The organism is Bradyrhizobium sp. CCBAU 53351, assembly GCF_015291745.1.
Classification (GTDB): domain Bacteria; phylum Pseudomonadota; class Alphaproteobacteria; order Rhizobiales; family Xanthobacteraceae; genus Bradyrhizobium.
This window is the reverse complement of sequence record NZ_CP030059.1, coordinates 4,144,200-4,157,573: the sequence shown is the minus strand read 5'-3', so window position 1 is coordinate 4,157,573 and position 13,374 is coordinate 4,144,200. Positions and strand designations below refer to the sequence as shown.

Below are 13,374 nucleotides of genomic sequence, written 5' to 3'. Positions count from 1 at the left end.
CACGACATTGGATTTCCAGTGTGGCGGACGGCACGGTCGGGACAAGAGTTTTTCCGGAGGACAGCGCGATGGCAGCGCGCACGCTGTACGACAAACTGGTCGACGCCCATGTCGTCCGCAATCTCGATGAGTCCGGGCTCGTGCTGCTTTACGTCGACCGCACCGTGCTCAACGAATACACCAGTCCGCAAGCCTTCGCGGGCTTGCGCGCGGCCGGACGCAAGGTCTGGAATCCCGGGGCGGCGTTGATGGTGGTCGACCACGTCAACCCGACGGCCGCCCGGCGCACCCGCGCGATGCCGGACGGCGCGGCGGCGCGGCAGGTCGACTATTTTGCCGATAACGCCAGGGATTTCGGCATCGAATATTTCGACATCCTCGATCCCCGGCAGGGCATCGAGCATGTCGTCGCGCCGGAGCAGGGGCTGGTCATGCCCGGCATGGTGATCGCGGCGGGCGACAGTCACAGCACGGCCTATGGCGCGTTCGGTGCGCTCGGCTACGGCATCGGCACGTCCGACATCGAGCACTATCTCGCGACCTCCACAGTGCGCTACCGCCGGCTCAAGACGATGCGCATCGATCTGACCGGGAGGCTCTCGCTCGGCGTCACACCGAAGGACGTCGTCATGGAGGTGATCCGGCGGATCGGTGCCGACGGTGCGACCGGATATGCCGTGGAGTTCGGCGGTCCCGTCGTCTCCGACATGAGTGTCGAGGGCCGGATCGTGATGTCGATCATGATCGTCGAGGCGGGCGCGCGCGGTGTCGTGATCGCGCCGGACCAGAAGGTGCTGGATTATCTGAAGGGCCGTCCGCGTTCGCCAAAAGGCGAGATGTGGGAGCGCGCCGCCCGGAGCTGGCTTGCATTGGCTTCGGATCCCGGCGCCCGGTTCGACCGCGAGATCGCGCTCGACGTGTCCGAGGTCGCGCCGTTGGTGACCTGGGGCACCAGCCCCGACCAGGCGATCGCCGTCACGGAGAGCATCCCCGACCCGGCAGGTCAGGCGGCGCCCGACCGCAAGGCGGCCGCGCTGCGCGCGCTGAGCTATATGGGCCTTGCGCCCGGACTGCCCATTCAATCCGTTCCGATCGACTTCGCCTTCATCGGCTCCTGCACCAATTCGCGGATCGAGGATCTGCGCGATGCCGCCGCAATCTTTCGCGGCCGCCGCGTCGCGGACGGCGTGCGGGCCATCGTGGTGCCGGGCTCGACCCAGGTCAGGGCGCAGGCCGAGGCCGAAGGCCTCGCCAGGGTGTTCACGGATGCCGGCGTCGAATGGCGGCAGTCGGGCTGCTCGATGTGCCTTGCGATGAACGACGACGTGCTGAAGCCGGGCGAGCGCTGCGCGTCATCGACCAACCGCAACTTCGAAGGCCGGCAGGGCCCGGGCGCGCGCACGCACCTGATGAGCCCGGCGATGGTGGCGGCCGCTGCCGTCACCGGACGCATCACCGATGTGCGTTCGCTTCTGGAGGGATCAAGCCAATGACGCCGTTCCATCAGGTCACGGGCGTCGCGGCGCCGATGCTGGCGCCGAACGTCGATACCGACGTGATCATGCCGAAAATGTTCCTCAAGGGCGTAGACCGCAGTGGCCTCGGCGAGGGGACTTTCAACCTGCTGCGGTTCGGCGACGGCAAGCCCAATCCGGACTTCATCCTGAACCAGGACGGCTATCGCGACGCCAGCTTCCTCGTTGTGGGCCCGAATTTCGGCTGCGGCTCGAGCCGCGAGCACGCCGTCTGGGGACTTCAGCAACTCGGCATCCGCGCGCTGATCGGCACCACCTTCGCAGGAATCTTCAACGACAATTGCGCCAACAACGGCCTGATGACGATCTCGCTTGATCCCGCTGTCGTGTCCGAGCTTGCCACCGTCGTGGCCGACGATGCGCGCAATGACCTCACCGTCGATCTCGCCGCGCAGACGATCCGCTTCGATCGCGGCCACCGCGCCATCGCATTCGATATCGAGCCGGACAGGAAGGAGGCTTTCCTGACCGGCCGCGATTTCATCGCCTCCACGCTCGTCTTCGCCGACGACATCCGCGCCTTCGAGACGCGGCATCGCGCGGAGAATCCCTGGATTGCCTGAGACTGCACGCGCCGGGCGCGGCTCGACCCCGCGCCACGAAGAACGATAAACAGCGGAGGGACCCTTGGTAGACACGACTTATCGCGCGGCTGAAGCGCCGGAGACCGCTTCTGCGACGGAGCTTGCCCGCCTCAAGATCGGCCCCTTGCCGCTCGGCATCTACCTCGCGGCCGCGCTCGTCTGTGCCGCTGCCGTCTATTCCGGCAAGCTGCCGAACGACGTGATCGGCGGCCTTCTGGTCCTGATGCTGCTCGGCTTCCTCCTGGGCAAGCTCGGACAGACGATTCCCATTCTGAACAAGATCGGCGGCACGGCGATCCTCTGCCTGTTCGTGCCCTCGGCCCTGGTGAGCTACGGCCTGATGCCGGAGGTTGCGCTGAAGGCGATCGCGACGACGTTCCGCACCGCCAATTTTCAATATTTCTTCATCGCCTGCCTCGTCGCGGGCTCGATCCTCGGCATGCCCTACCGGGTCCTGGTCCAGGGCTTCATCCGCATGTTCGTTCCGCTCCTTGTCGGCACGATCGCGGCCGTCTCCGCGGGCATCGCGGTCGGACTTCTGTTCGGCCATAGCCCGAAGGACACGTTCTTCTTCGTCATCATTCCCATTGTCGGCGGCGGCCTTGCCGAGGGCGTGCTGCCGCTGTCGATTGCCTATTCGGAAATGCTGCACCGGCCGCAGGCCGAGCTGGTGGCGCAGATGGTGCCGGCGGCGCTGCTCGGCAACGTCGTCGCCATCGTCAGCGCCGGCCTGCTCGCGCGGCTCGGCGAGACGCGCCGCGAGCTCAACGGCAACGGCATGCTGGTCAAGACCGGAGACGGCGACATTCTCGGAGAGTCGCGGCCTGACCGGCCGATCGATCTCGGGTTGCTCGGCGCCGGCATGGTGCTGTCATGCGGCCTGTTCGTGCTGGGCATTGTCCTGGCGCCGTTCACCGGCATCCCGGGCCCCATCATGATGATCATCGCCGCAGTGGCGTTGAAGCTGACGAGGTTACTCCCGGCCGAGATGGAGCTCGGCGCCTATCAGATCAACAAGTTCATGTCGACCAACCTGACGTTTGCGATCCTGGTGGCGATGGGGACCTTGCTGGTCTCATGGCAGCAACTCGTCGCCTCGTTCAATCCGGGCTACATCATGATCTGCACGACCACGGTGCTGGCGATGATCGCGTCGGGCTTCTTCGTCGGCAAGTGGCTGAACATGTATCCGGTCGAGGCGGCGATCGTGACCGCGTGCCATTCCGGCCTCGGCGGAACCGGCGACGTCGCCATTCTCGGCGCAGCGGATCGCATGGGCCTGATGGCCTTCGCACAGATTGCGACCCGTGTCGGCGGCGCAATCATGATCGTGATCGCAACCCTCCTGATGAAGTCGCTTTCCTGATGGCCGTGCGGCCAGGAATCCGCTTTGATGGCGCCAATAACAATCTGGAGGAAATTATGCGGTTCATTGCCCTCGTGTCGGCTCTGCTCTTGCCGCTTGGCGCGGCCTTCGCCCAGGACTATCCGACGAGGCCCATCACCATGCTGGTGCCGTTCGCCGCCGGCGGGCCGACCGACACCATCGCTCGCCTGACGGCCGCGGGCATGGCGAAGTCGCTGGGCCAGCAGGTCATCGTCGAGAACGCGACCGGCGCCGGCGGCATCATCGGCTCGACCCGCGCCGCGCGCGCCCAGCCCGACGGCTATACGCTGCTGATGCATCACGTCGGCATTTCGACTGCGGCGACGCTCTATCGCAACCTCACCTACGACACCAAGACGGCCTTTGCGCCGATCGGGCTCGTGACCAACGCGCCCATGACCATCATCGCGCGTCCGGATTTCCCGGCCGACACGCTCAAGGACCTGGTCGCCTACGCCCAGCAGCAGGGCGACAAGCTGACCTATGCCAATGCTGGGCTCGGTGCGGCGTCGCATCTGTGCGGCATGCTGTTCATGACGGCGATCCAGAAGCAGCTCACCACGGTGCCGTACAAGGGCAACGGCCCGATCATGAACGATCTCCTCGGTAGGCAGATCGATCTTACCTGCGACCAGGCGACGAACACCACCGGGCCGATCTCGGCCAAGCAGGTCAAAGCCTATGCGGTGACGACCAAGGAGCGGTTGAAGAGCTTGCCCGATCTGCCGACAGCGGACGAGGCGGGCCTCAAGGGCTTTGAACTCGGCGTGTGGCACGGCCTCTATGCGCCGAAGGGCACGCCGCCGGCGATCATTCAGAAGCTGACGGCGGCGCTCCAGGCCGCACTCCAGGATCCCACGATGATCGCCCGGCTCAACGACATCAACACCGAGCCTGCCCCGAAAGACAAGGCGACGCCGGAGGCGCTCGGCGCGGTGCTGGTGAGTGAAATCGACCGCTGGGCGCCGATCATCAAGGCCGCCGGACAGTACGCCGACTGATGTGACCAGCTCCTAAGAGCTCGCTATTCAACAGCTTGTGCGCGGGTAGTTTATTACCCGTACTGTGCATGGGGTTGTTTTCGAGAATTTGAATCTACCCCGCCGCCTCGTCGAACTGCGTGCTCGCCTCCAGCCACTGCTCCTCCGCCCGTGCCAGCGCATCGGCCGCGTTGGCGCGTGCCTTTGACAACTGGGCAGCCTGCTTGGGGTCGCGCGTGAAGATGTCGGGCAGGGCCAGCGCCGTGTCGATCTTGGTGATGATCTCGCTGACGCGGGCGATCTCGGCTTCGGCTTCCGCGATGCGCTTTTTCAGCGAGCCGCGATTGTCCGACCTTGCGCGCTGCGGCTTCTCGGCTGACGCGCTGCGCTCGCGCGGGGCGGGCTCGCCGTTGCGCGTCGACAGCACCAGGCGGCGATATTCGTCGAGGTCGCCGTCGTAATTGGTCACGGTGCGATCGGCGACGATCCAGAGCCGATCGGCGCAGGCCTCGATCAGATAGCGGTCGTGCGAGACCATGATCACCGCGCCGGGAAATTCGTTGATGGCTTCGGCAAGCGCGCCACGGCTGTCGATGTCGAGATGGTTGGTCGGCTCGTCAAGGATGATCATGTTGGGGCCGAAGAAGGTCGCAAGGCCCAGCAGCAGCCGAGCCTTCTCGCCGCCCGACAATTTGCCGGCCTTGGTGTCGGCGGCCTTGCCGGAGAAGCCGATCGCGCCGGCGCGGGCGCGCACCTTGGCCTCCGGCGCCTCGCTTCCCATCAGCTTGCGGACGTGGTCGTAGGTCGAGGCGTCCTCGTTCAGCTCATCGAGCTGGTGCTGCGCGAAGTAGGCGATCGAGAGCTTGTCCGCGCGAGTCACCTTGCCGGAGAACGGCGCAAGGCGTCCGGCGAGCAGCTTGACCAGCGTCGACTTGCCGTTGCCGTTGGCGCCCAGCAGCGCGATGCGATCGTCATTGTCGATGCGCAAGGTGACGCGATTGAGCACGGGCGCCGCGGGATCGTAGCCGACCGAGGCGTTGTCGACCGCGATGATCGGCGGCGACAGGATTTTTTCGGGCGCGGGAAAGCTGATCTCGCGCACGTCCTCGGTGACCAGTGCCGTGATCGGCTTCAGCCGCTCCAGCATCTTCACGCGAGACTGTGCTTGTCGGGCTTTCGAGGCCTTGGCCTTGAAGCGGTCGACAAAGGCCTGCAGGCGCGCCCGTTCAGCCTCCTGGCGCTTGACGGCCTTGGCATCGAGCAGCTCGCGCGCGGCGCGCTGCTCCTCGAAGGAGGAATAGCTGCCCTTGTAGAGCGTGAGCTTGCCGCGCTCCAGGTGCAGGATCTGGTCGACCGAGCTTTCCAGGAGGTCGCGGTCGTGGCTGATCACGATCACGGTGCGCGGATAATGCGCGAGGTGATCCTCCAGCCACAGCGTTCCCTCGAGATCGAGATAGTTGGTGGGCTCGTCGAGCAGCAACAGGTCGGGCGCCGCGAACAGCGTGGCGGCGAGCGCGACGCGCATGCGCCAGCCGCCGGAGAATTCGGCGCAGGGGCGGAGCTGGTCGGCGGCGGAGAAGCCGAGGCCCGAGAGGATCGCGGCGGCACGGCTCGGCGCCGAATGCGCGTCGATGTCGACGAGGCGGGTCTGGATCTCGGCGATCCGGTGCGGATCCGTCGCGCTCTCGGCTTCCGTGAGGAGCGCGTCGCGTTCCAGATCGGCCTTGAGCACGACCGAGATCAGGCTTTCGGGTCCGTTGGGGGCCTCCTGGGCGAGGCTGCCGATGCTCCAGCGCGGCGGCAAAGTCACCGAGCCGTGCTCGGCCGCGAGCTCGCCGCGGATCACCTTGAACAGCGTCGACTTGCCCGTGCCGTTGCGTCCGACCAGACCGACGCGGGATCCCGGCGTGATCTGCACGGAACTCTGGTCAATCAGAAGACGTCCGGCGAGGCGGATGGAGAGGTCGGTAATGGACAGCATGCGGCCTTGTCACCGCAGCCGGCATCAAACGCAACCCGTTTCTGCAACTGCCGCCCGCAGCCTAATGGGGGTCGCGTTCGCGCCGTTCCAGCTCGTTGAGGAGCTGCTCGAGATGTGTAGGGAGCCGGGTTTCGGGGCGGAGGCTCTGCTGGAGCCGTTCGCCCACGGCATCGCAAATCGAGCGGGTGGTGCGCCGGTCGATTTGTTCGCTGTCATTGGCAAGAAGGCCAGCCATCACGCAGGTTCCGTGTTCTCAAAGTATCGACACGGTACCAAGTCATTGGCCCCCAAAATGGTTTCGCGATTCCCAGGGGATAGCTGCCATTCTCGTCAAAATTGTAGGAATCCCGCCGTATCCGCCCAAAATGCGAAGCCCCGGCGGGGGGATCGCCGGGGCTCCTCTTGGAAGGTACCTGTGGGGGGCGCAGATACCTGTCGGTCTTCAGAAAGGTGCTGTCGGGCTCAGTAGCAGCGGTTGATCAGCCGCCAGCGGGGTCCCCAGGGGGTCGGGACCAGCCGGCGCACATAGCAGCCGCCATAGCCGTAGGAGACGGGGGCATAGAACCGCGGGCCGCCCCAGCGGTAGCCGCCGTGCCAGCCGCCACCGCCATGCCAGCCCGGTCCGCCGCCATGCCAGTGAGCGGAGGCCGAGGTCGGCGCCAGCGCGGCACCGAGCGCAACCGCAGCGACAGCGGCAAGCGAAAGTTTCCTCAACATGGTGATCTCCTCAGAACTGCCGGCGCGGGGGCAATCCGCGTCGATGGAAAGGCCGCCGAAACGGTCCGCCTGATGATCAGGCTTCGGTTTCGATGGGCCAACCCTACGCCGGCGAGGCTGAACCGAATCCTGACAGAGCCTTCAGATTGGGTTCATCTGGGTGAAATTGTCGTAATCCAGGTCGGTCACGGTCCTGCGGCGAAGCGCCTGTGACGTCATACCGGCGGTCGCTTGCCGGATGGCAAAGGCGCCGATATAAGCCCCGCAACCCGCCAACCACCGGTTTTCTTCCAAGGACAAGATTATGGCCATCGAACGCACTTTCTCGATCATCAAGCCCGACGCGACCGCGCGTAACCTGACCGGCGCCGTCAACGCCGTGATCGAAAAGGCGGGCCTGCGCATCGTTGCGCAGAAGCGCATCCGCATGACCAAGGAGCAGGCCGAGACCTTCTATGCCGTCCACAAGGCACGGCCGTTCTTCGGCGAGCTCGTCGAGTTCATGACCTCGGGTCCGGTCGTCGTCCAGGTGCTGGAAGGCGAGAATGCCGTCGCCAGGTATCGCGACGCGATGGGCGCGACCGATCCGTCCAAGGCCGCGGAGGGCACCATCCGCAAGCTCTACGCGAAGTCGATCGGCGAGAATTCCGCCCACGGCTCGGATGCCCCGGAGACCGCCGCGATCGAGATTGCGCAGTTCTTCTCGGGCAACGAGATCGTCGGCTGATCGATCAGCCGCCAAGTTAAGTCGACGGGGCGAAAGGACGTATTGTGAACTGGCTCTGGCAGATCTTCGATCCCGCAACGATCGGGGCATTCTTCACCCAGTTTCGCAACGAGATGGCCGAGCCAACCTTCTGGATTGCGGTCGGCAAGATCATCTGGATCAACATCCTTTTGTCCGGCGACAACGCGCTGGTGATAGCGCTCGCGTGCCGCGGCCTCTCGCCGCGACACCGGCTGTGGGGCATGATCTTCGGTGCCGGCGCGGCGGTGATGCTGCGGATCATCTTCACCGGCATCGTCGCAACGCTGATGGAGCTGCCGTATCTCAAGCTGATCGGCGGCCTCGCCCTGATCGTGATCGCGGCCAAGCTGCTTGTGCCGGAACATGAGGACGAAGACGACGTCGATGCCGCCTCGCATCTGTGGCAGGCCGTGCAGATCGTCGTGGTCGCCGACATCGTCATGTCGCTCGACAACGTCATTGCGGTGGCCGCCGCCGCCAATGGCAGCGTGCCGCTCCTGATCCTCGGCCTTGCCATCAGCGTGCCGCTGATCGTCGCCGGCGCGGCGCTGATCATGGCGCTGCTAGAAAAGCTGCCGGTGCTGGTCTGGGCCGGTGCGGCGCTGCTCGGCTGGATCGCGGGCGAGGTGATCGCGACCGATCCCGGCGTCGCGCCGAAGCTGCACACGCTGTTCGACGGTCCGTTCGGCGCCTCGCTCGACAGCATGCTCGGCGCCTTGCGCATCCCGCCGCAGTTCGGCCATGGCGGGTCCGGCGGCGAATATTTCTGCGCCGCACTCGGCGTCGTCGTCGTGCTGGTGGTCGGCACCATCTGGCGCCGGCGCAAGCTGACTGCCGCCGCCCTGGAATCGTCCGAGCGGCACGCGCGGGCGTCGGCCGAATAGGCCGGATCACTGGATCGTGCCGCGTTCCGTCACGGGCGTGGTCCAGTAGACCAGCTTGGTTCCAGCGAACGAAACCCGCACGCGGTCGAGCAGGCGGCTGGCATCTTTCCCCGGCAGCACCACTTGCACGATTGTCTGATCGGCGTGGCCCTTCACGCGTTCGGCGGCCGTATGCAAACGGACCTCCGTGCCGTGACCCGAGCCTTGTGACGCGGTGAATCCCGAAACCAGGTCGCTCTGTTCAGTGAGAAAGTCGAACATCTCGTCGCGGAGCTGGTGAGGCACGATCAGCGTGAGACAGACGGGCTGGTCGATCATTTCGCCACCTTCGACGTCCCGCCATAGCGGCGATACAGGATCGGCAGGAGAATCAGGGTGAGCAGGGTGGAGGACAGCAATCCTCCGATCACGACCACGGCGAGCGGCCGCTGCACTTCGGATCCAGGACCGGAAGCGAACAGCAGCGGGATCAGGCCCAGCGCCGTGATGCTCGCGGTCATCAGCACCGGCCGCAGCCTGCGCAGGGCGCCTTCGACGACGATGCGATCCTCGGGAAGGCCGTGGGCGCGGAGCTGGTTGAAGTAGGAGACCAGGACGACGCCGTTGAGCACGGCGATGCCGAGCAGCGCGATGAATCCGACGGAGGCCGGCACCGACAGATACTCACCCGTCACCACCAGCGCAAAGACGCCGCCGATCAGCGCAAAGGGAATGTTGACCAGCACCAGCAAGGCCTGGCGGATGGCACCGAACGTTGTGAACAGCAGCACGAAGATCAGCCCGACCGCGACGGGCACCACGACGGACAGGCGCGCGGCGGCGCGCTGCTGGTTCTCGAACTGTCCGCCCCAGGTCAACCGGTAGCCGTTCGGAAGCGGGAGGTCGGTCGCCACCTTCTGACGGGCCGCTTCGACGAAGCCGACCATGTCACGGCCGCGGATGTTGGCGCGCACCACGCTCATGCGGGCGCCGTCCTCGCGGTCGATCTTCACCGGGCCGTCGACGCGCTGGATGCGGGCGACCTGTGACAGCGCGACATGCTGTCCGGACGCTAGCGTCAGCGGCAGGCTCGCCAGCAGGGTCGGCGCTTCCCTTGTCGTCTCGCTACCTCGGACCAGGATCGGCGTGCGGCGTCCTTCCTCGAGCGCGGTGCCGATCGTCCGGCCCTCGATCTGGGTCCGCAGCGAGTTGACGATGGAATCCACGGTCAGGCCGAGGCGGCCGGCCTCCATGCGATTGACCGCGACCGTGTAATATTGAGCGCCTTCGTTCAGCGTGGTGTAGACGTCCTCGGCACCGTCGATGCTGGAGAGGATCGCCGAAAGCTTTGCCGCGGTTTCGTTCAGCTTCGCGATGTCGGGGCCGAAGATCTTGACCGCGACGTCGCCGCGCACGCCGCTGATCATCTCCTGCACGCGCATGTCGATGGGCTGGGTGAAGCTCAGCGAGATGCCGGGAAATCCCGCCAGGACCTCGCGAAGCTTCTGCAGCAGGGCCTCGCGATTGTCGGTCGCGCGCTCGCTGGCCGGCTTGAGCACCAGGAACGTGTCGGTCTGGTTGGGGCCCATGGGATCGAGGCCGAGCTCGTCCGATCCGGTCCGGGCGACGATGCCGGCGATATCGGGCACGGCCAGCAGCGCGGTCTGCAGCCTTGCATTCATCGCAAGCGACTCGTCGAGATTGACCGAGGGAAGCGTCTCCACGCTGACGATGACGTCACCTTCGTCCATCGTCGGCATGAACGTCTTGCCGAGCTTGGTGTAGGCGAAGCCCGCCGCGACCAGGGCGATCAGCGCTGCCGCTATCACCTTGCGTTCGTTGCGCAGGGCCCAGTCCAATGCCGGCGCGTAGACCCGTTGGGCCGCCCGCACCAGCAGGGGATCGTGATGCGAGGCGGACTTGAGCACGAAAGACGTCGCAACCGGGATCCATGTGAGCGCCAGCAGCAGCGAGGCGGCCAGCGCGAAAATGATGGCCAGCGCGACCGGGATGAACAGCTTGCCTTCCAACCCCTGCAGCGTCAGCAGGGGAACGAACACGATGATGATGATCAGCACGCCGGAGGCGACCGGCTCGAGCACTTCGCACACCGAACGGTAGATCAAATGGATCAGCGGCGCAGACTTGTCCGGCTCCTGCTTGCCGAGATTGCCGACGATGTTCTCGACGACGACGACCAACGCGTCGATCAGCATGCCGATCGCGATCGCAAGGCCGCCGAGGCTCATCAAATTGGCCGACATTCCCACCAGACGCATGACGATCAACGCCATCACGATGGCGAGCGGCAGGCTGAGCGCGATCACCAGCGAAGCGCGCCAGTTGCCGAGGAAGAGCAGCAGAAGAACGATGACGAGGATTGTGGCCTCGCCGAGGGCCCGCACCACGGTGCCGACGGCGCGGTTGACCAGGCGGCTGCGTTCATAGAACACGTTGATCGACACGCTCTTCGGCAATGAGGGCTGCAGCTCGGCGAGCCGGGCGCGCACGTCGCGGATGAGCTGGCCCGCATTGGCCCCGCGCAGGCCGAGGACCAGGCCCTCGACAGTTTCCCCGCGGCCGTCCGCCGTGACGGCGCCATAGCGCGTCAGTGTCCCGACTTTGACGGTCGCGACGTCGTTGACCAGGATCGGCACGCCGTCGCGGGTGTCGACGACGATGGCCTTGATGTCGTCGATCGAACGGATGCTGCCTTCGATCCGAACCAGCGCGCTGTCCTCACCCTGGTTCACCCGCCCGGCACCATCGTTGCGGCTGTTGGCTTCGATGGCCCGGCGAAACAGGTCGTAGGGAATACCGCGCGCGGCCAGCGCGTCGTTGCGCGGCACGATCTCGAAGGCTCGGACATAGCCGCCGAGCGCGTTGACGTCCGCAACGCCCGGCACCGTCCGCAGTGCGGGGCGGATCACCCAATCGAGCAGGGTCCGGCGCTCGGCGAGCGAAAGCTCGGCACTGTCGATCGTGAACATGAACATCTCGCCGAGGGGGCTGGTGATCGGCGCAAGACCGCCGCTCACCCCGTCGGGGAAATCGCGCGCGACGTTCGACAGGCGCTCCGAGACCTGGTTGCGCGCCCAGTAGATGTCGGTGCCGTCCTCGAAATCGACGGTGATGTCGGCCAGCGCATATTTCGTGGTCGAGCGAAGCACCTTCTTGTTCGGCAATCCCAGCAGCTCGAGCTCGACGGGGACGGTGATGCGCTGCTCGACCTCTTCGGGAGTGAGACCCGGCGCCTTCATGATGATCTTCACCTGAACCGGCGAGACATCAGGAAAGGCGTCGATCGGCAGGCCGGGCAGGAGGACAGCGCCGGCGCCGATCACCAGCAACACGCTCAGCATGACGAACAGCCGCTGCGACAACGCGAACGCAACCAGGCGCCGGAGCATCTACTGCCCCAGGCCCGAGAGAATGCCGCGAAGCGCCGAGATGCCGCCGATCGCGATCGCGTCCCGGTCCGTGATGGGGCCCGACACCACGACGTGGTCCTGGTCTTCCGCAAGCAGCTTCACCGGGACCAGGCGGAAGCCGCCGTCGATGGCGACGAAGACCGAGGTCTGCTCTCCCCGCCGGACCAGCCCGCTATACGGAATCTCGAAGGCGCTTTCGCCGGCGGAGAGAAAGCCGATGCGGGCGGCGGTGGTCTGGCCGGGATGCAGCTCGCCGTCGTTGGGGACTTCGGCGCGCACCAGAATGGTCTGGGTGGCAGCGTCGATGGTCTCGGACACCAGCACGACTTTGCCGGGGACGGAATAGCCCTCGATCTCGACTTTCGCTTCGGTGCGGATCGCTCGAATATTGGCGGCAGGAACCGCGATCTCCGCCCATAGCGGCGAGAGCCGCGCCAGCTTGACGAGCGGCGCGGATTGTTCGAGCCGCTGCCCTGGCGACACCGCGACCTCGACCACGGATGCGGTCTGCGGCGCGTTGACCGTGAGCGTGCCGCTGATCGCCGCTTCCTGGGACAAGTGAGAGATGGCTTCGTCGGACATCCCGCTCAGGCGCAGCATCTGGCGCCGCTCGGCGACGACGAGAGCGGCCTGGCGCGCTTCGGCCTGGCTGGCCTCCAGCACGCGTTGCGGCACGGCCTTGCCCTCGAACAGATCGACGTTGCGCTTGAGCTGCTGGCTGGCGAGGTGCTCCTGCGCGATCGCATGCAAATAGTCGCGTTGCTGGGAGACGAAGCTCGGACTCTCCAGCGTGACCAGCGGCTGGCCGGCCGTGGCGCGGTCACCGCGCCCGACCAGAAGGTTGGCGACCATGCCGGCCACTGGCGCACTGACGACCCACAATTGCTGGGTGGGGATCACGATCTGGACGGGGTAGGGCAGCGTCAGGTCGGTGCGGCTCGCGACCGGATGGGTCACGCGGACACCGAGATTGCGCGCCTGCGCATCGCTCAGCTTCAGTTCGTCCTGCGCCATCGAAACGGAAGGTGACAGACAGAGTGCAACGGCTAAGAAGGTACGAACCAACGCGCTCCCGATGGAGGGGCGAAGAAGATTTCTGCGAAGGATTCGCATGAGGGACGTCCCAAACCCACGAGCGGGCGAAGCCC

General features: G+C 65.8%; 13 protein-coding genes. 6 read left to right on the top strand and 7 right to left on the bottom strand.

The window, feature by feature from the left end; genetic code table 11:
• The first annotated feature begins 68 nt into the window (after positions 1-68).
• The 4 genes from leuC to XH83_RS19615 all read left to right on the top strand — a co-directional run bounded on the left by leuC (position 69) and on the right by XH83_RS19615 (position 4,507).
• Positions 69-1,493, top strand: coding sequence for a 3-isopropylmalate dehydratase large subunit (leuC, locus tag XH83_RS19630; RefSeq protein ID WP_194402443.1), 1,425 nt, complete (start codon positions 69-71; stop codon positions 1,491-1,493).
• The gene (gene leuD / locus XH83_RS19625) at positions 1,490-2,098 is read left to right on the top strand and encodes a 3-isopropylmalate dehydratase small subunit (protein WP_194402442.1); all 609 of its coding nucleotides are present in this window, start codon (positions 1,490-1,492) and stop codon (positions 2,096-2,098) included. Before leuC ends, leuD begins: the two co-directional genes overlap by 4 nt.
• Before the next feature lie 64 nt (positions 2,099-2,162).
• The gene (locus XH83_RS19620) at positions 2,163-3,485 is read left to right on the top strand and encodes a 2-hydroxycarboxylate transporter family protein (RefSeq protein WP_194402441.1); all 1,323 of its coding nucleotides are present in this window, start codon (positions 2,163-2,165) and stop codon (positions 3,483-3,485) included.
• A 56-nt stretch (positions 3,486-3,541) separates the two neighbouring features.
• Positions 3,542-4,507 (top strand): tripartite tricarboxylate transporter substrate-binding protein, encoded by a 966-nt coding sequence (locus tag XH83_RS19615; RefSeq protein ID WP_194402440.1) that lies wholly within the window; start codon positions 3,542-3,544, stop codon positions 4,505-4,507.
• 94 nt (positions 4,508-4,601) lie between these two features.
• Here the strand turns inward: XH83_RS19615 and XH83_RS19610 are convergent, their stop codons facing one another.
• The 4 genes from XH83_RS19610 to XH83_RS19595 form a co-directional block, all read right to left on the bottom strand.
• Positions 4,602-6,467, bottom strand: coding sequence for an ABC-F family ATP-binding cassette domain-containing protein (locus tag XH83_RS19610; protein ID WP_194402439.1), 1,866 nt, complete (start codon positions 6,465-6,467; stop codon positions 4,602-4,604).
• Positions 6,468-6,528: 61 nt separating this feature from the next.
• A complete protein-coding gene (locus XH83_RS19605) occupies positions 6,529-6,702 on the bottom strand; it encodes a hypothetical protein (RefSeq protein ID WP_194402438.1) in 174 nt (57 codons plus the stop codon).
• Between the two features lie 227 nt (positions 6,703-6,929).
• Positions 6,930-7,184 (bottom strand): sulfur globule protein precursor, encoded by a 255-nt coding sequence (locus XH83_RS19600; RefSeq protein ID WP_135165369.1) that lies wholly within the window; start codon positions 7,182-7,184, stop codon positions 6,930-6,932.
• A 141-nt stretch (positions 7,185-7,325) separates the two neighbouring features.
• Complete coding sequence (locus XH83_RS19595; protein ID WP_194402437.1) at positions 7,326-7,496, bottom strand: hypothetical protein; 171 nt, start codon at positions 7,494-7,496, stop codon at positions 7,326-7,328.
• On the opposite strand from XH83_RS19595, the gene ndk reads away from it, so the two are divergent.
• Together ndk and XH83_RS19585 are read left to right on the top strand one after the other, a co-directional pair.
• Positions 7,489-7,911, top strand: a complete 423-nt coding sequence (gene ndk, locus XH83_RS19590; RefSeq protein ID WP_194402436.1) for a nucleoside-diphosphate kinase — start codon at positions 7,489-7,491, stop codon at positions 7,909-7,911. The two genes, XH83_RS19595 and ndk, sit on opposite strands and share 8 nt — an antisense overlap.
• Positions 7,912-7,955: 44 nt before the next feature.
• Complete coding sequence (locus tag XH83_RS19585) at positions 7,956-8,816, top strand: TerC family protein (protein ID WP_194402435.1); 861 nt, start codon at positions 7,956-7,958, stop codon at positions 8,814-8,816.
• Between the two features lie 6 nt (positions 8,817-8,822).
• On the opposite strand, the gene XH83_RS19580 is transcribed toward XH83_RS19585, so the two are convergent.
• Genes XH83_RS19580 through XH83_RS19570 form a run of 3 tightly spaced genes read right to left on the bottom strand, consistent with a single transcriptional unit; the run spans position 8,823 to position 13,240 of the window.
• Positions 8,823-9,134, bottom strand: a complete 312-nt coding sequence (locus XH83_RS19580) for a DUF3240 family protein (protein WP_194402434.1) — start codon at positions 9,132-9,134, stop codon at positions 8,823-8,825.
• Complete coding sequence (locus tag XH83_RS19575) at positions 9,131-12,205, bottom strand: efflux RND transporter permease subunit (RefSeq protein ID WP_194402433.1); 3,075 nt, start codon at positions 12,203-12,205, stop codon at positions 9,131-9,133. Before XH83_RS19575 ends, XH83_RS19580 begins: the two co-directional genes overlap by 4 nt.
• Positions 12,206-13,240 carry an efflux RND transporter periplasmic adaptor subunit gene (locus tag XH83_RS19570; RefSeq protein ID WP_246776270.1) on the bottom strand — a complete coding sequence of 345 codons (1,035 nt, stop codon included), beginning with the start codon at positions 13,238-13,240 and terminating at the stop codon, positions 12,206-12,208.
• Positions 13,241-13,374 lie beyond the last annotated feature (134 nt).